Here is a 19743-nt window from a genome sequence, read left to right on the forward strand (position 1 = left end):
CCCGTGTACCTCACCGGACGCACCCCGCTCCTCGTCGCCGTCGGCGTCGTGCCCGTCGTGCTGCTCTCGCTCGCCGGCGTGGACGCGTGGCTCGCGGCGTCGGGGTGGCTGGCCGTCTGCGTCATCGCCGTCCTGGCGGACGCCGCAGGCGCGCCCGACCCGCGCCAGGTGACGGTGGAGCGACGGATGCCGCGCCGCGTGCTGCTCGGCGAGCCTGCGGTCGCCGAGGTGGGTCTCCGCAATACGGGATCGCGCACGCTGCGCGGACGCTTCCGCGACGCGTGGCAGCCCACCGCGGGCGCGCCCTCCGAGCGCGTCCCCGTCGTGATCCCGCCCGGCGAGCGGCGCATGACGGCGATCCCGCTGATCCCCCGGCGTCGAGGCGAGCTGACGACCGCGTTCGTCGTCGTCCGTTCCGACGGACCCCTGCGGCTGGCCGGGCGCCAGGCGAAGATCGACGCGCGGGGGGCGATCCGGGTGCTGCCGCCGTTCACCGCCCGCCGTCACCTGCCCTCGCGCCTCGCCCGGCTGCGCGAGCTCGACGGCAACACCAGCGTCCAGGTGCGCGGTCAGGGCACCGAGTTCGACAGCCTTCGCGAGTACGTCCGCGGCGACGACGTGCGCGCGATCGACTGGCGCGCAACGGCCCGCTCGACGACGACGATGCTGCGCACGTGGCGCCCGGAGCGCGACCGCCACGTCGTGATCGTCGTCGACACCGGACGCACGTCGGCCGCTCGCGTCGGCGACGGAGTGCGCCTGGATGCTGCGATGGAGGCCGCGCTGCTGCTCGCGGCGCTGGCGAACCGCGCGGGAGACCACACCCACCTGCTGATGTTCGACCGCGTGATCCGGGCACGGGTGACACGGGTCGACGGCCCGGCCCTGCTGCCGGCCCTCGTCGATGCCATGGCACCGGTCGAGCCGCAGCTCATCGACACCGACTGGGACGCCGCTTTCGCGCAGGTGCGCGCTCTGACGTCCCGTCCGTCGCTGGTCGTGCTGCTCACCGCGCAGGACGCCGCCGACGCCGCACGCGGGTTCCTCGGGTCGCTGCCGGGGCTCACCTCGCGCGCCCACGTCCTCGTGGGCACCGTCACCCAGGATGCTCCGCCCCGCGAGGAGCGGCCGGACGCGGCATCCGTCTACCGCGACGCAGCGGCCGAGAAGACCGCTCAGGATGCCGCGACCGTCGCCGCCGCGATCGGCCGGGCGGGCGCCGAGGCGATCGCCGACAGCCCGGAGCTTCTCCCCCCGCGCATCGCCGACCGCTACCTGGCCCTGAAGGCGGCCGGCCGGCTCTGATCGGCACTCGTTCTTCCCGCCACGGACGGCGACGTGACCCGACCCGAGGACACTCCGCCGCCGCTTCCTGGGAATCACCTGACAGTGGCGATACCCTCGCGACGAGGAAAGGGGTCTGTCCATGTCCGACACCACCACCACGCCAACCACTGCGAACAAGCTGGTCGCAGAGGCCCTGGGAACGTTCCTGCTCGTCTTCGGCTCCATCGGCGCGGCCCTGTTCGCGGCCGACTTCGGCACCGGGTCGAACGGCTCATCGCTCGGCATCGGCTTCATCGGCGTCTCGCTGGCCTTCGGCCTGACGCTGCTCGCCGGCATCTACACCTGGGGTCCGATCTCGGGCGGGCACTTCAACCCGGCCGTGACCTTCGGGCTCGCCGCCGCGGGGCGCTTCCCGTGGAAGGACACCCCCGGCTATCTGATCGCGCAGATCGTCGGCGGCGCGCTGGCGACGACGCTCATCGTGCTGATCGGCATCTTCGGCCCCTCGGGCTGGCTCGCCGCCGCGCAGGACGGCGGCTTCGCGAGCAACGGCTTCGGCGAGCAGTCGCCCGGCGGCTTCGGCCTGGGTGCCGCGATCGTGGCCGAGATCCTGTTCACGGCGGTCTTCCTGCTCGTGATCCTCGGTGTGACCCACCCGCAGCGCGGCACTGCCGGGTTCGCGGGTCTCGCCATCGGCCTCACCCTCACCTTCATCCACCTGGCGTCGATCCCGATCGACAACACCTCGGTGAACCCGGCGCGCTCGATCGCCACGGCGATCTATGGCGGGCCGGCGGCCCTTGGCCAGCTGTGGGTGTTCATCGTGTTCCCGCTCGTCGGGGGCCTGCTCGCAGGATTCCTGCATCGCGCGCTGTTCGAGTCGAAGGGGTCCGTGCCGCCCGCCCCGGCGGAGGCGCGCGTCAAGTAACCCGCGCACCAACGCCGAAGCGGCTCGTCCCGGGAGGGACGGGCCGCTTCGTCGTGTGCGCCCGCCGGCGCCTTAGGCGGACTGCGGCCGGGTGCGACGCCTAAGGCCCCGGAGCCGCCGGAACCTGGGCACAGTGCCGATCCGCGGGGTGCTCCTTAGAGAGGAATGTCTGTGTCATCGAACCCCGCCGGACACCCGGCCTCACCCCAGGAGCACATCATGAACACGACCTTCTACTTCGAGACGATGGCCCGCCAGCAGGAGCGCGAGGTCGCCGCCATGGCCGAGCTGCGTCGCCGGAGCGATGAGCGCGCCGCCGCAGACCGGAGCACCGCTCCCGCCACCGCCCGCCTCTTCGCCCGCGGCGCGCTGCGCCGGCTGCGGACCCGCCTGCAGACGGCCTGAGCTCCTTCGCCCTCCTCCCGCGGAAGGTCGACGTGCCACTATCGAGTATGGAATCCCCCGCGCGGACGAGCCTGGTCGGACGGGATGCCGAGATGCAGCGCCTCGCCGAGGCCTTCGCGCTGTCCGCCGGCGGTCAGCGCGCCGTGGTCGTCAGCGGCGAAGCGGGGATCGGCAAGTCGCGGCTGGTCACGGACTTCCTGTCGACGATCGGCGACGCAGCCGTCGTGACCGTCGGCTCCTGCTACGAGTCACAGGACATCGCGCCCTTCGTCCCGATTCGCCAGATCCTGCGGCAGCTGCCCGCCGCGGTCGGCGCCGAGGAGTGGGATGCCGCGATCGCCCCGGTCGCCCGGACCCTCGCCGGCCTCCTGCCCGTCGGGCTCGGGGCCGGCCTCGAACCCGATCTCTCCCCCGCGCGAGTCCACGAGGCCGTCGACCTCGTCTTCGAGGAGCTGTCGGCGACGCGTCCTCTCGTCGTCGTCATCGAGGATCTGCATTGGGTCGACACCTCGACCCTCGGCCTGCTCGGTGCGATCCTCCGCTACCGCACGTCAGGACGTCGCTTCCTGATCCTGACCTACCGGACCGACGACGTGCCACGCGGGCATCCGCTGCGCGGGTTCCTTCACGACGTGGACCGCGGTCGCCTCGCCACTCGCATCGAGCTCACGCCGCTCCCCCGCGATGCCGTGGCGCAGATGGCCGTCGAAGGTCGCGGACGCATGGCCGAGGCCCAGGAGCTGGACCGCCTCATCGAGCGCAGCGACGGCATCCCCTTCTTCATCGAAGAGCTGCTCGGCCTCGCCGACGGTCAGCTGGCCGACTCGCTCCGCGACGTGGTGCTCGCACGGTACGACCGCATGAGCGAAGGCACCAAGCGCGTGCTGCGCGTCCTCGCCATCGGCGAGAGCATCGATCACCGCGTGCTCGCCGGCGTGGCCGACGAGCTGGGGATCCCCGGCGACGCTTTCGAGGACGCACTGCGGGAGGCGGCGTCCGGCGGGATCATCACGGTCGCCGACGAGGCCTACCGATTCCGCCATGCCCTGAGCCGCGAGGCCGTCGCCGACGAGATCCTCCCCGGCGAGAAGGACCGGCTGCACGCCGCGTATGCGAAGCGCCTCGACTTCGCGGCCGATCCTTCGGTGGCGAGCGAGGCCGCACGGCACTGGCTCGCCGCGCACGAGCCGGCTCTGGCCTTCGACGCCTACCTCGCGGCGCTGGACGACGCCCGCGCGACCTTCGGGTTCCGCGCGCAGTCGGCGATCCTGGAACGGCTCGTCGAGCTCTGGCCGCTCGTGCCGGACGCCGACGCGCGCAGCGGCGTGACGCGCGCACGCGCTGTCATCGCCGCCGCCGAGGCCGCCGATCGGGGCGGTCTCACGTCGCGCATCCGCCCGCTTCTCGACATCGCGGAGTCGCTCCTCGGCCCCGATGACGCACGCGGACGCGGGGAGCTCCTGCTGCTGACGCACTCGCAGGCCGTCTCGAGCGGGCGCGTCACCGAGACGATCGCCGCCGGACTCGAAGCCCTCGACCTGCTCGCGGCCTTCGAGGATGCGGCTGCGATCGCGGCGAGGGCGCGGGTCCACGGCAACCTCGGCGGTCTCCCGTCCGAGGCGTTCGCCGATGGCGCGGCGCACGCCGCGCGGGCGCGGGCCTTCGCCGCCCAGCTCGGCGACAGCGATCTCGAGGCCTATGTGCGCTCGTCGCTCGCCGTCGACGCGATCGAGGCCGGCGACGAGCGGGTTCCCCTCGACCTGCGCGACTTCGTGCGGTCGACCTCGTTCGTCTCGCCCGAAGCGGAGCTCCGTCTGACGCTCAACACCGTGGACGGGCTGCATCGCGTGGGTCGGTTCGCCGAGGCGGCCGAGCTCGGTCGCAACGGTGTCGCTCGAGCCGAGGAGCTGCAGCACGGCCGCACCTGGGGAACTCTCATCAGCGGGAATCTCGCCGATTCGCTGGCCGCCGTCGGAGCGCTCGACGACGCCCGCCCGTTCGCAGAGCGCACGCTCGGTCTGGCACCGGCCCTCGACTTCGCCGCCTACGGACTGCGTCAGCTCGTCCGCCTCGAGGTGCTCGCCGACCGGCTCGACCACGCGGCCTCGCTGCTCGACGTGCATGCCGATCTCGTGCGCCACCCCGAGCTCAGCGAGGAGGAGACGCGCGGGCTCCGGATCGCCCGCGCCGAACTGGCGGTCGCACGCGGCGAGCAGGACGTCGCGTGGGACGAGCTGCGGCCTCTCTCCGACGACCTCTCGAACGACTTCCCCGCCTCCGAGGCGATGTACCCGCTGTTCGCGGCGTGCGAGATCGCCGCCGCACGGCGTGCTGCCGGCGCCCGCGTCGACGAGGCCGTCGGCCTCGCACACGAGGCGCTCGCGATCATGCCGCCGACTCCGCGCACGGCACGCTGGCGCGCCGTGACCGACGCGTACGCCGCGCCGACGGCCGATAACTGGTCGCGTGCGGTCGACGCCGCGGACCACGCCTCGGTGCATCGCTGGATGCTCGCACCGGTGATCCTGCACCATGCGGCAGCGCTCGCGGCCGACGGCGAGCGCGCACCCGCGCGAGCGGCCGCCGAGCGAGCACTGGGCGTCGCCCGGAGCATCGGAGCCGCGCGCGACGTCCGGCGCGCGCGCGAGCTGCAGGCACGCCTGACCGGCGGGGGCTCGCGGGGCGGCCTCCTCACCCCGCGTGAGCGCGACGTGCTGCTCCTGCTGCGCGAGGGCCTCACGAATCGGCAGATCGGCGCGCGGCTCTACATGAGCCCGAAGACCGCGAGCGTCCATGTGACCGCTCTGCTGCGCAAGCTCGAGGTGTCGTCGCGCACCGAGGCCGCCGTTCGCGCGGGGAGCCTCCTCGACGACCCCGCCGGCGAGTAGCGACCGCGCGGAACGCGGAAGCGGCCCGCCCCCGGGGGGGCGGGCCGCTTCGTCGCTCTGGCGGGAGGGTCAGACGAGGTCGAAGCGATCGAGCTCGGTGACCTTGCCCCAGGCCTTGGCGAAGTCGCGCACGAACTTCTCCTTCGCGTCGTCGGACGCGTACACCTCGGCGACCGCGCGCAGCTCGGAGTTCGAGCTGAAGAGCAGGTCGACGCGCGTGCCGACGCCGACGGGCTCGCCCGAGCCGTCCTTCGTACCCGAGAACGCGTGCGAGCCCGGGTCGAGCGGCTTCCACGTCGTGCCCAGGTCGAGCAGGTTGACGAAGAAGTCGTTCGTCAGCACGCCCTTGCGGTCGGTGAAGACGCCGTAGTCGGAGTCGTCCCAGTTCGCGCCGAGGACGCGCAGCCCGCCGACGAGGACCGTCATCTCGGGCGCGCTCAGCGTCAGCAGGTTCGCGCGGTCGATGAGGTGGTGCTCCTCGGGCATGAACGCACGAGGACCGTAGTAGTTGCGGAACCCGTCGGTGATCGGCTCGAGGAACGCGAACGACGAGGCGTCCGTCTGCTCCTGCGTCGCGTCGGTGCGGCCGGGGTGGAAGTCCACCTCGACCTCGACGCCCGCGTCACGGGCCGCCTTCTCGACCGCGGCGTTGCCGGCGAGGACGATGAGGTCGGCCAGCGAGACCTTCTTGCCGTCGGTGCGGCCGTCGTTGAACGACGCCTGGATCTCCTCGAGCTTGCCGAGCACGGACTGGAGCTGGGCGGGCTTGTTGACCTCCCAGTCCTTCTGCGGCGCGAGGCGGATGCGGGCGCCGTTGACGCCGCCGCGCTTGTCGCTGCCGCGGAACGAGGATGCCGCGGCCCACGTGGTCTCGACGAGCTGCGACACCGTCAGGCCCGACTCGAGGATCTGCGCCTTCAGCGCTGCGGCGTCGGCTGCGTCGATCAGCCCGTGGTCGACGGCCGGCACGCGGTCCTGCCAGAGGAGCTCCTCCGCGGGGACCTCGGCACCCAGGTAGCGCTCGATCGGGCCCATGTCGCGGTGGGTGAGCTTGAACCACGCGCGAGCGAATGCGTCGGCGAAGGCGGCGGTGTCGTCCTTGAAGCGACGCGAGATCTTGTCGTACTCGGGGTCCATGCGCAGAGCGATGTCGCTCGTGAGCATGCGCGGCTCGCGACGGCCGTCCGAGTGCGCGAGCGGCACCATGTCGGCGCCGCCGCCGTTGATCGGGCGCCACTGGTGGCCGCCGCCGGGGCTCTTCATGAGCTCCCACTCGTACGCGTAGAGGATGTGGAAGAACTCGTTGTCCCAGCGCGTCGGGTGGTAGGTCCACGTCACCTCGAGGCCCGAGGTGATGGTGTCGTCGCCGTGGCCGGTGCCATGGTTGTTCTTCCAGCCCAGGCCCTGCTGCTCGAGTCCGGCAGCCTCGGGGTTGCCCTCGATGTTCGTGTCGGGAGCGGCGCCGTGCGTCTTGCCGAAGGTGTGGCCACCGGCGATGAGTGCGACGGTCTCCTCGTCGTTCATCGCCATGCGGCCGAAGGTCTCGCGGATGTCGCGGGCCGACGCCAGCGGGTCGGGGTTGCCGTTGGGGCCCTCGGGGTTCACGTAGATGAGGCCCATCTGCACCGCAGCGAGCGGCCTCTCGAGCTCACGGTCGCCCGAGTAGCGCTCGTCGTCGAGCCACGTGGTCTCGGGACCCCAGTACACGTCGGCGTCGGGCTCCCACACGTCGGCACGACCACCGGCGAAGCCGAAGGTCTCGAAGCCCATCGACTCGAGGGCCACATTGCCGGCCAGGATCATCAGGTCCGCCCAGGAGAGCGACTGACCGTACTTCTTCTTGACGGGCCACAGCAGGCGGCGCGCCTTGTCGAGGTTGACGTTGTCGGGCCAGCTGTTGAGCGGGGCGAAGCGCTGCTGACCGGCGCCTCCGCCACCACGGCCGTCGGTGACGCGGTAGGTACCGGCGCTGTGCCACGCCATGCGGATCATGAGGGGGCCGTAGTTGCCGAAGTCGGCCGGCCACCAGTTCTGCGAGGTGGTGAGCGTCTCGGCGATGTCGGCCTTGACCGCGGCGAGGTCGAGCGCCTCGAACGCGGCCTTGTAGTCGAAGCCCTCGTCGAGGGGGTTCGAGACCGCGGGGTTCTTCGCCAGGATCTTCAGGTTCAGCTGGTTCGGCCACCACACGCTGTTGGCGTTGCCGGTGGTCGGGTGCGGCTGCCCGCCGTGGATGACAGGGCACCCCTCGGACTCGTTCGGGCGCGGGCGGCTCTCGCCGTCCTCACGCTCGTCGACCGGCGTGTCGATCGGGGTGACCGCCTGGTCGGCGTCGGTGGGGTTCGCACCGATGGGCTCGGCGCCCTCATGGTTGGCGTCCATGGGTTTCCTTCCTGGTTCAGATGGATGAAGAGATCAGCGGGATGCCGCGGCACAGGCCGGGCAGACCCCCCAGAACGTCACCTCGGCGACGCTGACGGCGTACCCGTGGGCGTCGGAGGGCGTGAGGCAGGGAGCGGCGCCGACCGTGCAGTCGACGTCTTCGACCGCGCCGCACTCGGCGCAGACGAGGTGGTGATGGTTGTCGTCGACGCGCAGCTCGAAGAGACCGGGGCGGCCGGCCGGTTCGATGCGCCGGACGAGACCGGCTTCGACGAAATCGCCGAGTGCGTTGTACACGGACTGCAGGCTCGTGTTCGGAACCGTCCTCGCGACGAGGGTGAACAGCTCGTCCGCGCTCGCATGCGGTCGCTCGCGCACGGCGTCGAGCACGGCGCGGCGGGAGTCCGTCACGCGCAGGCCCGCCGAGCGGATCCGCTCCCCCGCGTCGTGCGCGGTGGAGCGGAGCGAGGTCATGCATCCACCTTACCCTCTTTTGAGGGATTCAAAAGACGAGCGGATGCCTCACCCGGCGACGAGCGTCGGAGTCCCCGCCTCGTACTCCGTGAGGTCGCCGGTCTCACCGCGGCGGTGCGCGCGACCGCCTACGACGATCATGTAGGCCAGGAACAGCACGAGCGCGAGGGCGCCGATGCCGATCTTCACGGGCCACGGCCACGGCTGCGCCGTGACGAAGCCCTCGATGGCGCCTGCGACGGCCAGCCACAGCACGAGGCCGATCGCGATCGTCGCGAGCGAGCGACCGGCCGAGGCGATCGCCTCCCCGCGCGTGCGGCGGCCCGGCGCGACCCACGCCCAGAAGATGCCGAGGCCTGCGGCCGCCGAGACGAACAGGCACGTCAGCTCGAGCAGGCCGTGGGGAAGGATGTACAGCAGGAAGACGTCGCCGCGGCCGAAAGCGAGCATGACCGCCGCCGCGGTGCCCACGCTGACGGCGTTGGCCACGAGCACCATCACCGGCCAGAAGCCCGTGATGCCGAAGATCACGCATTGAACGGCGAGCCAGGCGTTGTTGGTCCACACGGTGCCCGCGAACGTCGCCGGATGCTTCTCGCTGTAGTAGTCCGTGAAGTCGCCTTCGGCGTACTGCTCGAGCTGGAGCCGGTTGCCCAGTGCCGCGACGAGCGCGGGATCGCCGGAGATCCAGAACGCGACGACGGTGCCCACGAGGAGGAACCCGAGCGCGATCACGAGAGTTCCCCACCGCACGCGGTACAGTGCCGCGGGCAGCTGGAGTGCGAAGAACCGGGGGATCTGTCGCAGCACGTTCTCGGGCGCCCCGGTCAGCCGCAGCCGGGCGCGCGCCAGCATGGTCGAGATGTGGTCGCCCTGGATGCTGCGCCCCGCCGACGTCTTCGCGTCAGCCAGATCGGCCGAGGCGGCGCGATAGCGGTCGACCAGTTCGTCGACCTCCGCGCCGGTCAGCCGCCGAGCGCGGCTGAGCTCGTCGAGACGCTCCCATTCCGCCCGTCTCGCGGCGGTCAGGGCGTCGAGATCCATGTGCTTCACTGTACCCATGACCGACGTCCGCCCGACGATCATCGACATCCACCAGGACGAGGTGCTCACGGGCGAAGCCGTCGCGCTGGACGTGCAGCCGATCGGGTACTTCCTGCGCGCGCTCGGCGTGCTGATCGACATGCTGCTCGGCGTGGCGCTGTTCCTTCTCCTGCTCCTCATCGTCGAATGGCTCGACGGTCAGGGCGCGCTCCCTCCGGACTCGGCGCCGATCCTGACGATCGCGATCATCGTCGTGGTGACGGTCGTGGTGCCGACGGTCGTCGAGACGACCTCGCGCGGCCGCAGTCTCGGGAAGCTCGCCGTGGGCGGGCGTATCGTCCGCACCGACGGCGGCGCCGCAGGATTCCGCCACGCGCTCATCCGCGCCCTCATCGGCGTGTTCGAGCTCTGGCTCACCTTCGGCGCCGTGGCCGCGCTCGTCGGAGCGTTCACACCGCGCTCGCAGCGCCTGGGCGACCTGATGGCCGGCACCTACTCCGAGCGCACCCGCACCCCCCGCCTCCCGCCGGCGCCGTTCGACACCCCGCCCCCGCTCGTCGCGTGGGCGGAGACCGCCGATGTCGCTCGCCTGCCCGAGCGCCTCGCGCGGCGGCTGGCGCAGTTCGGCCAGTCCGCGCGCAACATGGAGCCGTCGGCCCGGGCGCGGGTCGCGGCATCCCTCGCCGCCGAGGCGTCGCTGCACGTGTCGCCCGTCCCCGCGGTCGACCCCGAGACGCTGATCATGGGCGTCGTCGCGCTCCGCCGTCAGCGCGAGCTGCGCGCCCTCGAGCTCGAGCGCGATCGCGTCGCCGCGCTCACCGGCACGACGCCCGCCGCACCGAGGGGCTTCCCGGCGCGCTGAGGCGTCAGTACCGGTAGTGGTCGAGCTTGTACGGCCCCTCGACCGGAACGCCGATGTACGCGGCCTGCTCGGGTGTGAGGACGGTGAGGTCCACGCCGAGCGCGGCGAGGTGCAGCCGGGCCACCTTCTCGTCGAGGGTCTTGGGGAGCGTGTAGACGCCGATCGGATACGCGTCCGGGCGGGTGTACAGCTCGAGCTGGGCCAGCACCTGGTTGGTGAACGACGCGCTCATCACGAACGAGGGGTGGCCGGTCGCGTTGCCGAGGTTCATGAGGCGGCCTTCGCTGAGCACCAGCACGCTGCGGCCGTTCGGCAGGCGCCACTCGTGCACCTGCGGCTTGATCTCGATGCGCTCGGCCCCCTCGACCGCCGCCAGACCCGCCATGTCGATCTCGTCGTCGAAGTGGCCCACGTTCGCGACGATCGCGAGGTGCTTGAGACCCAGGATGTGCTCCGGCGTGACGACCCGCGTGTTCCCGGTACCCGTGATCACCATGTCGACCTCGCCCAGGACGGACTCGAGCCGCGCGACCTGGAAACCGTCCATCGCCGCCTGGAGCGCGCAGATCGGGTCGACTTCGCCCACGATCACGCGTGCACCCTGACCCCGCAGAGCCTCGGCCGCACCCTTGCCCACGTCGCCGTAGCCGGCGACGAACGCGACCTTGCCGCCGATCAGCACGTCCGTCGCGCGGTTGAGCCCGTCGGGCAGCGAATGGCGGATGCCGTAGGTGTTGTCGAACTTCGACTTGGTCACCGAGTCGTTCACGTTGATCGCGGGGAAGAGCAGCCGGCCGGCGGCGGCGAGCTCGTAGAGACGGTGAACGCCGGTCGTGGTCTCCTCGGTCACGCCGATGAGGCCCTGCGCCATGCGCGTGAAGCGCTGCGGATCGGCACCCAGGCTCGCCCGCAGCGTGTCGAGCACGATGCGGTACTCCTCGGAGTCGCCGGGCGCGGCATCCGGAACCGCCCCTTCCCGCTCGAACTGGACGCCTTTGTGCACCAGCAGGGTCGCATCGCCGCCGTCGTCGAGGATCAGATTCGGGCCGTCGGCGCCCTCGGCGCTCCAGTCGAAGATGCGGTCGGCCAGTCGCCAGTACTCCTCGAGCGTCTCGCCCTTCCACGCGAACACCGGAACGCCCGCGGGCGCGTCGACGGTGCCCGCCGGACCGACGACGACCGCGGCCGCCGCTTCGTCCTGCGTCGAGAAGATGTTGCAGCTCGCCCAGCGCACCTGGGCGCCGAGAGCCACGAGCGTCTCGATGAGCACGGCCGTCTGCACCGTCATGTGGAGCGAGCCGGCGATGCGAGCTCCGGCGAGCGGCTGCTGCGGGCCGTACTCCTCGCGCAGGGCCATGAGGCCGGGCATCTCGTTCTCGGCGAGACGCAGCTGGTGCCGCCCCGCCTCGGCGAGGGCGAGGTCGGCGACCTCGAAGTCGAGCGTGCGGACGGCGGCGGTGGCGGGCGACTCGGTCGTCATGCGCCCATTCTCGCACCCGGCACGCGGCGCGCCACCGCGCGGGCGCGGCCCGCGAGCCCGCGCGACGCCTGTGCGTCAGCTCTTTCGGATCACTGCCCCCGAGCGGCGTAGCCGGCCTCGGTCGGATCCTTCGCGTCGCGCCACCACGCCTCGTTGTCGCGATACCACTCGATCGTCGCGGCGAGCCCCGCCTCGAAGTCCCGGTGAGCGGGTTCCCATCCCAGCTCGGTCCGCAGCTTCGAGGGATCGACGGCGTACCGCAGGTCGTGGCCCGCCCTGTCGACGACGCGGTCGAACGCGTCGGCGGGTCGGCCCATGAGCCGCAGGATCAGGGCGAGGACCTCGGCGTTGCTGCGCTCGCCGTCGGCGCCGATCAGGTACGTCTCGCCGACCGCTCCCCGTTCGACGATCGCCCGCACGGCCGACGAGTGGTCGTCGACGTGGATCCAGTCGCGGACGTTGCGCCCCTCGCCGTAGAGCTTCGGACGCAGCCCCCGCAGAATGCTGGTGATCTGGCGAGGGATGAACTTCTCGACGTGCTGGTACGGGCCGTAGTTGTTCGAGCTGTTCGAGATCGTGGCTCGCACGCCGAACGAGCGCACCCACGCGCGCACCAGGAGATCGGCGGCGGCCTTGGTCGACGAGTACGGCGAGGATGGGCGGTACGCCGCGCGCTCGGTGAAGCGCGACGGGTCGTCGAGCTCGAGCTCGCCGTACACCTCGTCGGTGGAGACGTGATGCAGCCGGCGGTCGTGCCGTCGCACGGCCTCGAGCATTGTGTATGTGCCCACGACGTTGGTGTCGAGGAACGGCCGCGGGTCGCGCAGCGAGTTGTCGTTGTGCGACTCGGCGGCGAAGTGCACGACGGCGTCGACCTCGCTCACCAGACGGTCGACGAGCGGCGCGTCGGTCACGTCGCCGTGGATAAACGCGAGCCGTGAGGCCGGCAGTCCCTCGAGCGAGCGGAGATCACCCGCATACGTCAATGCGTCCAGCACGGTCACGTGCTCGTCGCCATGGTCGATCGCGTGGCGCACGAAGTTCGAGCCGACGAACCCGGCACCGCCCGTGACCAGCAGCCGACTCATGCGTGCATTGTCGCACGCGCCCGCGGGCGCCGCAGGGCGGCAGGGTCGCAGCGGGATGACTCAGACGCGAAGCGTCTCGTGGCGCACGACGACCCAGCCCTTGGGCACCGACAGGCGGTCGGTGTGGATCGCGCACAGGTCGTGCGCGTGCGGATCGCCCTCTCCGCCGAGGGGTCCGAGGGCGGCCATCTGGTCGCCGTAGTCGTAGGTCAGCGTCGATACGGCCTCGCGGGCGCATCCGACCTTGGAGCAGAGTCTCTCGCGCATCGGCACGACACTATCCACCGGAGGGCGACGGGACGGGATGCCGCGCCCGGCGCACGCGGATCGGCCGATCATCCGGCCCCGAGCCTAGGATGGACGCATGGCGTGGCGGCGTACCCGGAGCACCGAGACCGCCCGTCGACGCGCCCCGCGACACGGCCGTCACGGACGCGAGGGGCGCAGCCCGGTCGTGAGGCCGCCGCTCCCCCCGCTCGACACGCGCGTCGAGCGCTTCGACCTCGCCGTCGGCACGGCGGCGGAGTTCCTCCGCTCGGCCTGGCCCGAGCTGCGCGAGGTGAGCTTCGAGATCGCCGACATGCCGCAGGCGGCCGACGAGGATGGCATCCCGCGGTGGACGGTCCTCTCGGACGCGAAGCGCATCATCGTCTATCGGCTTCCGATCGAGCGGCTCAGCCACCTGCACCGCGACGATGAGCTCCACCGGCGGATGATGGTCGAGAGCTGCGTGTTCCGCGCGGCCGCCGAGTATCTCGACCGCGACCCGTGGGACCTCGGCCCCGAGCGGTTCCGCTTCCTCTGAGCGAGCGCTCCTACGGGTAGACGACGATCTCGGGGGACGCGGCATCCGCCGGCCATACCGGAATGCCCGCGAGCGCGCCGTTGCCGGTCAGCGAGAGCCCCGCGCGCACCTCGCTGGTGCCGGGATCGAGCACGTAGACCGTCCGCGTGGACAGACGGGCGGTCATGCTCCCGTTCGCGGGGACGGCGAGCTCGAGTCGATACGAGCCGTCGGCGGACGTCACCGACACCTCGGCGGGCTCGTCGCCGGGGTTGACAAGCGTCAGCGCGGGCGGCGGGCCGGACGGCACCGCGAACAGGCTCGGCACGCTGATGAGCGGCGACGGGGTGTACCAGGCGAAGTCGTCCCCCTCCTCGAACCCGGTCGCCTGCCACACCGCCGAGACCAGTGGCGTGTCGGCGGTCACCTCGACCGTGTAGGTGCCCCGCGCGAGACCGCCGAGGTCGACCTCGACCGGCTCTCCGGCGGTGAGCGGGACGTCGTCGGGCTCGAGGGACGGTTCGTCGCGCCCGGTGGCCGTGACCGTGATCTTCGCAGTCGCGTCGGCGGAGGGCGACAGAATGCGCAGCACGGTCGCGGCATCGGAGGCGCCCTCGGCCCCCGGGTTGCGTGTGACCGCGACGCCGGTGATCGTCTGGACCGCCTGCGGCTCGGCCACCACGCCGACCTGGTCCACGCCGCCGGGAGTCAGGGTGCGCGTGATACTCGCCTGCAGCGAGGCGTGGACGGCCGCCCCGACGGCCGATACGCGCACGACGGGGCTGGCCTCGCCGATCAGCAGGCCGGCCAGCGCGACGACGCGCTGCTCGCCGGCGGGAACGACGAGGTCGGTGCCGCCCGGCGGCGTCGTCGGACCTTCGGCGCCGTACACCGTGAGCTGCACGCGGGCGGGGACGACGCCGGGATTGGCGAGCAGGACGAGGTCGGACGCGCCGGTCTCACCGGAGCCGCCCACCAGCCACGACTCCAGCAGGGGCGGCCGGCACGCCGAGGCCGCGTAGCCGGCGAGGTCGTCGTCGGTCGCCGTCGCGGAGCCGGCCGCCGCCAGGTCGACGCGCTCCCGCTCGCGCGGCGGAGCGGTGAAGACCGTGGGTCCGTCGCCCTCCGGCAGGCCGGGTACGTCCAGCACCTGCTCCTGCGGATCCTGGGCGCCTTCACTGACGCCGCTCGTGAGGACCTGTCGCTTCGCGAGCGAGATCGCGTCGACGTCCGCGCTGTCGCGGCCGACGGAGAGCAGCCCGCCGTCGCATGACACGACAGATGCCGAGGGAGCGGGCAGCGTCGAGATGCTCAGCGGCTCGCGCGTGAGCGTCGGCCAGGGAACGGAGACCGCGGTCACGACGGCCACCGCGGCGAGAGCCGAGACGGCGGTACCGGCCAGCAGCCGTGTGCTGGTGGTCGCCCAGCGGAACACGCGGCGATCGCTCATCGGCCCTCCTGCCAGTAGGGTCCGACGACGCGCGGCGTGCGCTTCGCCTCTCGTCGCGAGGCGGCGGTCGGAAGGGCGAGGAGCAGCGCCGCGGCGAGCACGGCGAGCTGCGTGCCGGCCACGAGGCTCGCCGTGACGTGCACCGCGGCGGGGACCGACGGGCGAGCCGCCACCTCGGTGGTGACGCGCCACAGCGTGCCCTTGGCGGTCTCACCGACCGAGTCGAGGGTGTCGCGCTGGTCGAGCGAGGTGGTCACCGAGAGCCGCATCGCGCGCGCTGCGTCGGATTCGGGCGGCAGCGCGGGCGCGAGCAGGACGAACCCGACGCCGTGACCGGCGAGCTCCGAGACGACGTTCTCGGCGGACGATGTCGCGAGGTCGGCGGCGAGCTCGGCGATGACGGAGTCGTCGGCCGACGTCTCGGAACGCGTCGAGAGCAGGGTCGTCTGGCCGCCCAGCGTCTCGCCGCCGCCCCACACGACGCGCGCGGAGATGCCGGAGACGTTCTGCGGCGTCAGCACGATCGTGCCGACATCCGGGTCGTCGCGGCCCTCGGCGGCCACGTACGCGGGGAGCGTGCTCGCGGGTCCGTTCGTGAGCAGCGCGGTGCCTCGCGCGAGGGCGGTGAGCGACGGAAGCGCCAGCAGCGCGACCGCGGCGAGCACGACGGCTGCGGCGAGTCCGCGCGCGATCGCGAGGCGCGGTGCGAGGCCGGCGTCCAGCGTGACCAGGGCCCCGCCGACGGCACCGAGCCACGCGAGGCTGAGCCCGCAACCCGCCCAGACCGCCACCGGGATCGACTGCTCGAACGACACGGCGACCCCGACGGCCGCGAACGCCGTGCCGAGCCCGACGGCCGTGAGCGCCAGCAGCACGATGCCCGCGGCCCACCGCTGCGTGAGCGGGGCCGCGAGCGCGAGGAGCGCGACCGGCGCGGCGAGCAGCGGCACCCACCACGTCGGGAAGCCGGCGGGAACGAAGGTCGTCCAGCCGGCGAGATCGGAGGTCGGGATGCCTGCCGCCAGCAGGGCGCGACCGGCGGCGTCGGCCGCCACCTGCGGGCCGGCCCACGGCATCCCCGGGTCGGACAGCAGCCCCCACGCCTCGCCGCGGCGGATCGTGGTCCACACCAGCGGCGCGAAGATCACGATCGACGGCACCACCGCCCAGATCAGGCGCGCGACGCCCCGTCCGCCGCGCAGGACCACGGCGAGCACGATGGACGCGGCCCACACCACGGCGAAGGCCGGGGCGAGGGAGGGGGCGACCGCCAGGACGGCGGCGAGGAGGAGGGATGCCGCGCCCGCGCCGGCCCAGGACCGATGCGCGACCGATCCGGCGAGGAAGAGCCAGGGAAGCAGGAGGTGAGCGATGACCGCGGTGGGGCGCCCCTGTGTCAGGGCGATGAGGAACGTCGGCGAGAGCGCCCACAGTGCGCCGCCGGCCAGACGCAGCATCGATCGGTCGGTGACGCGGGTCGAGGCGAACCATCCGCCGAGCGCCGCGAGCGGCAGGGCGAGGACCCACAGCACGACGAGGGCGCGCGACGGCTCCCACGGCGAGAGGGACCCGAGCAGGGCGATGACGGCGGCGAACGGGTCCGCGGGTCCGATCGTGTCGAGGCCCAGCGCGCGCTGACCGAACGCGGCGTCCGCCCACAGCTGCACCACGGTGGTGCGCAGCGGCTGGAGCGCTCCCCCGCCCAGCACCGGCCATGCCAGCAGCGCAGGGAACGCCGCGACCCCCACCACGAGCGACGCGAGGACGAGCCACGCTCCGCCGCCGGCGAAGAAGCGCAGCTCACCGCGCCGGTGGGCACCCGCGGGACCGGGGTCCGGTTCGTCGCCGAACCTCTGGCTCAGCTCGTTGCCCGTCGTGCGCAGCGGCTGGAGCTGCGCCCACGAGACGCGACGGGGTCCGGAGAGGCGGCGGCGCGAGCGCGCCACCGCGGCCTGCCTGACCATGACGAGGATGGCCGCTCCCCATTCGGGCAGGATGCTGCCCGGCTCTTTGCGCAGCAGATCGACGACGGTCCGCCACAGCGCGAGGGGAAGGATCGAGAGCCACAGGAACGGCACGGCGGCGATGTGCGCGTAGACGAGGCGCCGGTGCAGCTGCGCGACGCGCGCCGAGAACGTCGCCCGTCGCCGACGCTGGGCCGTCAGCGGCGTCGGCGCTCCGGCGACGCCGTCTCCGGCGGTGGCCACGATGGCCGTCGGGGCGAGCGATACCCGCGCGCCGGCCAGGCGGGCGCGCACCCCGAGATCGAGACCCTCGTCGGCTCCGGCCAGCGCGGGGTCGAGCCCTCCGAGTTCGCGCCAGGCGTCGGCGCGCACCAGGAGTCCGCGCACATCCGCGCCGAGCACATCGTCGCGACCGTCGTGCTGCCCCTGGTCGAGCTCGCCGTCGGCGAAGCCCACAGCGCGGCCGAGGCGCGTCATGCCGACGCCGAGGGACACGATCTCGGAGCGGTCGTCCCAGCGGACGAGCTTCGGGGCTATGCACGCCACCGACGGCGCGAGCTCGAGGGCGCCGGCGAGCCGGGCGAGCGCGTCGCGTTCGGGTGCGGTGTCCTGCGCGAGGAGCCAGACCGCGTCGCCGTCCAGCCGCGGAGACACCAGGGCGACTGCAGCCGCATACCCCGTCGACGCGGGGGCGGTCACGACCGACTCGGCGCCGGAGGACGCCGCCACCTCGGCGAGGATGTCGTCGCCGCCGCAGAGAACGAGCGTGAGGACATCGACCGGGCGCGTCTGTTCGGCGAGAGCGGCGAGCGTTCGCCGCAGGTGGTACGCGGCGGGTGTGCGACCGTCGGGACGCACGACGAGAATGGCGTGGACTCGAGCGGGCATGACCCCGTCAGCCTAAGCGGCCGAGAGGAGCGGTCCGCGACGCACGCGCCGCGTCCGCCGGATCGAGGACAGGTCAGCGCCCCGCAGAGTCAGGCGCGACGCTTGAGCTTGCGGCGTTCGCGCTCACTCAGGCCGCCCCAGATGCCGAAGCGCTCGTCGTTCTGCAGCGCGTACTCGAGGCATTCGCCCCGGACGTCGCACGACGCGCAGACGCGTTTGGCGTCGCGGGTCGAGCCGCCCTTCTCGGGGAAGAACGCTTCGGGATCCGTCTGCGAGCACAGTGCGTCGGTCTGCCACGCGAGGGGATTGTCGTCCTCGCCCTCGACCGGCCGGCGTACGCCCGGAACCCCGAGCTGCACCGGATCGACGAACCAGTTGTCGGGAACGCCTGAACGGTATTGCGATGCCGTCATCTCGTTCTTCCCCCCGGGAAATCCCCCTGCACGCGGTGTGCGTGTACGAGTAATTACACCCGTGTAGTTCACCGAGGTCAAGTCGCAGATACTAAAGCCTCAAGTCCGTCTTGAACTTTTGCGACGCGCCGACGGCGTGTCGCACTTCATAACGGTCGGATGAGAACTCACCCCCGGCGGCTTCGGCCGACGCGAACCTCCCCCGGTGCGGCGAGGAACAGCTCGCCGTCTCCGGTGACGCGCACGGACCGTTCGTCGGGCGTGACGAACGCCGCCTGCCCGGGGCGCAGCGTGAGCGACGCACCGGAGGACGTTCCCGCCACGACGAGCTCACCCGAGGTGGCCAACGCGATCGCCGGACCGCCTACCGTGACATGCCGCTCATCGGCGGCCGCCTGCACCCGGTCCAGGGAGAAGTCGGCCACCGGGACGTCGAAGCGATCGACGCCATCAGCCACGCGCCGCGGGCGGACGATGTCCACTGCACCCGGCCGCGGGTCGACGACGGTCATCAGTTCGGCGACGTCGATGTGCTTCGGAGTCAGGCCACCCCGCACGACGTTGTCACTCGCGGCCATGATCTCGACGCCAAGACCGCTGAGATAGGCGTGAAGCACCCCTGCGGGCACGAACAGGCCCTCACCCTGCCGAAGGGTGATCCGGTTCATGAGGAGCGCCACGACGATCCCCGGGTCGCCGGCGAATTGAGCGTCCATCGCGCGGACGAGCTCGAGTTCGGCTGCGAATTCCTCCGAGTCCGCCGCTGTCGCCGCGTCGATGACCGCGCGCACGTCGGGCGCCGCCTCATCGGTCAGCACCCAGCCGAGCACACCGGCCAGCGAATCGTCCGCCGCCGCCAGGCGCTCGGCGAGGGGGCGGGCTCCGGGTCCGAGCACGTCGATCAGCCGGCGGGTGGCGGCGAGGTCGCGCAGTCCCGCGAGCGCGTGGAACTCTTCGCTCACCGCGACGATCAGCTCGGGCTTGTGGTTGGCGTCGCGGTACGTGCGGTCCGCGGCATCCCGGGGAATGCCGGCGTCCTCCTCCCGCGCGAATCCCGCTGCGGCCTGCGTCTTGGACGGGTGGGCCTGGATCGAGAGAGGGGATGCCGCGGCCAGCAGCTTGAGGAGATAGGGGAGCTGCGCCGGAGATCCGACCGCGGCTCCGTCCTGGGCGAGCCAGGCGTCGAGGGTGCGGCCGTCCGCGGTCACCGCGGGGTCGGCCGGATGGTCGCCGAACCACACCTCCGCCTCCGGTCCGCCGGACGGCGCGCGGCCGACCAGGTCGGGGATGAGGGTCGTCGATCCCCAGGCGTACGCCCGCGGGTCGTTCGTCAACGGAACGAGCATGGATCCAGCGTAGACGGCGTGCTTGCGACGGCCTGCTCCTGGCGGGGTCCCGCACGGGGTCGG

General features: G+C 72.3%; 16 protein-coding genes. 6 read left to right on the forward strand and 10 right to left on the reverse strand.

The annotated features are described in order from the left end of the window. Positions 1–3 precede the first annotated feature (3 nt). The 4 genes from H9622_RS01225 (at position 4) to H9622_RS01240 (ending at position 5508) form a co-directional block, all read left to right on the forward strand. Complete coding sequence (locus tag H9622_RS01225; protein WP_191763474.1) at positions 4–1305, forward strand: DUF58 domain-containing protein; 1302 nt, start codon at positions 4–6, stop codon at positions 1303–1305. Between the two features lie 121 nt (positions 1306–1426). After that, the gene (gene aqpZ / locus H9622_RS01230) at positions 1427–2215 is read left to right on the forward strand and encodes an aquaporin Z (protein WP_191763476.1); all 789 of its coding nucleotides are present in this window, start codon (positions 1427–1429) and stop codon (positions 2213–2215) included. Between the two features lie 219 nt (positions 2216–2434). Beyond that, on the forward strand, positions 2435–2620 hold the full coding sequence (locus H9622_RS01235) for a hypothetical protein (protein WP_191763478.1): 186 nt from the start codon (positions 2435–2437) through the stop codon (positions 2618–2620). A gap of 47 nt (positions 2621–2667) precedes the next feature. Next, positions 2668–5508, forward strand: a complete 2841-nt coding sequence (locus H9622_RS01240) for a helix-turn-helix transcriptional regulator (protein ID WP_191763480.1) — start codon at positions 2668–2670, stop codon at positions 5506–5508. A 69-nt stretch (positions 5509–5577) separates the two neighbouring features. On the opposite strand, the gene katG is transcribed toward H9622_RS01240, so the two are convergent. The 3 genes from katG to H9622_RS01255 are packed head-to-tail and all read right to left on the reverse strand — an operon-like array spanning position 5578 to position 9405. After that, positions 5578–7887 carry a catalase/peroxidase HPI gene (gene katG, locus H9622_RS01245; RefSeq protein ID WP_225221514.1) on the reverse strand — a complete coding sequence of 770 codons (2310 nt, stop codon included), beginning with the start codon at positions 7885–7887 and terminating at the stop codon, positions 5578–5580. A gap of 33 nt (positions 7888–7920) precedes the next feature. Further along, on the reverse strand, positions 7921–8361 hold the full coding sequence (locus tag H9622_RS01250) for a Fur family transcriptional regulator (protein ID WP_191763482.1): 441 nt from the start codon (positions 8359–8361) through the stop codon (positions 7921–7923). 48 nt (positions 8362–8409) lie between these two features. Then, positions 8410–9405 (reverse strand): stage II sporulation protein M, encoded by a 996-nt coding sequence (locus H9622_RS01255; protein WP_191763484.1) that lies wholly within the window; start codon positions 9403–9405, stop codon positions 8410–8412. Positions 9406–9421: 16 nt separating this feature from the next. On the opposite strand from H9622_RS01255, the gene H9622_RS01260 reads away from it, so the two are divergent. Further along, a complete protein-coding gene (locus tag H9622_RS01260; RefSeq protein ID WP_191763486.1) occupies positions 9422–10267 on the forward strand; it encodes an RDD family protein in 846 nt (281 codons plus the stop codon). A 4-nt stretch (positions 10268–10271) separates the two neighbouring features. Here the strand turns inward: H9622_RS01260 and ahcY are convergent, their stop codons facing one another. The 3 genes from ahcY to H9622_RS01275 form a co-directional block, all read right to left on the reverse strand. Then, positions 10272–11747, reverse strand: coding sequence for an adenosylhomocysteinase (gene ahcY, locus H9622_RS01265; RefSeq protein ID WP_191763488.1), 1476 nt, complete (start codon positions 11745–11747; stop codon positions 10272–10274). Positions 11748–11836: 89 nt separating this feature from the next. Further along, positions 11837–12835 carry a dTDP-glucose 4,6-dehydratase gene (gene rfbB / locus H9622_RS01270; protein ID WP_191763490.1) on the reverse strand — a complete coding sequence of 333 codons (999 nt, stop codon included), beginning with the start codon at positions 12833–12835 and terminating at the stop codon, positions 11837–11839. A gap of 60 nt (positions 12836–12895) precedes the next feature. After that, entirely contained in the window at positions 12896–13102 is a 207-nt protein-coding gene (locus H9622_RS01275; protein ID WP_191763492.1) for a DUF3499 family protein, read from the reverse strand. A 97-nt stretch (positions 13103–13199) separates the two neighbouring features. On the opposite strand from H9622_RS01275, the gene H9622_RS01280 reads away from it, so the two are divergent. Beyond that, positions 13200–13640, forward strand: a complete 441-nt coding sequence (locus H9622_RS01280; protein WP_191763495.1) for a metallopeptidase family protein — start codon at positions 13200–13202, stop codon at positions 13638–13640. Between the two features lie 10 nt (positions 13641–13650). Here H9622_RS01280 and H9622_RS01285 read toward each other — a convergent pair whose 3' ends face one another. The 4 genes from H9622_RS01285 to manA form a co-directional block, all read right to left on the reverse strand. Next, on the reverse strand, positions 13651–15069 hold the full coding sequence (locus H9622_RS01285; RefSeq protein WP_191763497.1) for a DUF5719 family protein: 1419 nt from the start codon (positions 15067–15069) through the stop codon (positions 13651–13653). Beyond that, positions 15066–17921: a glycosyltransferase gene (locus H9622_RS01290; protein WP_191763499.1), complete on the reverse strand. Its 2856-nt coding sequence runs from the start codon at positions 17919–17921 to the stop codon at positions 15066–15068. The genes H9622_RS01285 and H9622_RS01290 overlap by 4 nt, the downstream gene beginning before the upstream one ends. A gap of 89 nt (positions 17922–18010) precedes the next feature. Then, the gene (locus H9622_RS15950; protein WP_191763501.1) at positions 18011–18334 is read right to left on the reverse strand and encodes a WhiB family transcriptional regulator; all 324 of its coding nucleotides are present in this window, start codon (positions 18332–18334) and stop codon (positions 18011–18013) included. 167 nt (positions 18335–18501) lie between these two features. Next, positions 18502–19680 (reverse strand): mannose-6-phosphate isomerase, class I, encoded by a 1179-nt coding sequence (manA, locus tag H9622_RS01300; RefSeq protein WP_191763503.1) that lies wholly within the window; start codon positions 19678–19680, stop codon positions 18502–18504. Positions 19681–19743 lie beyond the last annotated feature (63 nt).

This window comes from Microbacterium gallinarum (assembly GCF_014837165.1).
GTDB lineage: Bacteria > Actinomycetota > Actinomycetes > Actinomycetales > Microbacteriaceae > Microbacterium > Microbacterium gallinarum.

Coding starts and splice junctions, on each gene's coding strand:
- aqpZ (WP_191763476.1), top strand. CDS start 1,427: ATGTCCGACACCACCACCACGCCAACCACTGCGAACAAGCTGGTCGCA.
- H9622_RS01235 (WP_191763478.1), top strand. CDS start 2,435: ATGAACACGACCTTCTACTTCGAGACGATGGCCCGCCAGCAGGAGCGC.
- H9622_RS01240 (WP_191763480.1), top strand. CDS start 2,668: ATGGAATCCCCCGCGCGGACGAGCCTGGTCGGACGGGATGCCGAGATG.
- katG (WP_225221514.1), bottom strand. CDS start 7,887: ATGGACGCCAACCATGAGGGCGCCGAGCCCATCGGTGCGAACCCCACC.
- H9622_RS01250 (WP_191763482.1), bottom strand. CDS start 8,361: ATGACCTCGCTCCGCTCCACCGCGCACGACGCGGGGGAGCGGATCCGC.
- H9622_RS01255 (WP_191763484.1), bottom strand. CDS start 9,405: ATGGATCTCGACGCCCTGACCGCCGCGAGACGGGCGGAATGGGAGCGT.
- H9622_RS01260 (WP_191763486.1), top strand. CDS start 9,422: ATGACCGACGTCCGCCCGACGATCATCGACATCCACCAGGACGAGGTG.
- ahcY (WP_191763488.1), bottom strand. CDS start 11,747: ATGACGACCGAGTCGCCCGCCACCGCCGCCGTCCGCACGCTCGACTTC.
- rfbB (WP_191763490.1), bottom strand. CDS start 12,835: ATGAGTCGGCTGCTGGTCACGGGCGGTGCCGGGTTCGTCGGCTCGAAC.
- H9622_RS01275 (WP_191763492.1), bottom strand. CDS start 13,102: ATGCGCGAGAGACTCTGCTCCAAGGTCGGATGCGCCCGCGAGGCCGTA.
- H9622_RS01280 (WP_191763495.1), top strand. CDS start 13,200: ATGGCGTGGCGGCGTACCCGGAGCACCGAGACCGCCCGTCGACGCGCC.
- H9622_RS01285 (WP_191763497.1), bottom strand. CDS start 15,069: ATGAGCGATCGCCGCGTGTTCCGCTGGGCGACCACCAGCACACGGCTG.
- H9622_RS01290 (WP_191763499.1), bottom strand. CDS start 17,921: ATGCCCGCTCGAGTCCACGCCATTCTCGTCGTGCGTCCCGACGGTCGC.
- H9622_RS15950 (WP_191763501.1), bottom strand. CDS start 18,334: ATGACGGCATCGCAATACCGTTCAGGCGTTCCCGACAACTGGTTCGTC.
- manA (WP_191763503.1), bottom strand. CDS start 19,680: ATGCTCGTTCCGTTGACGAACGACCCGCGGGCGTACGCCTGGGGATCG.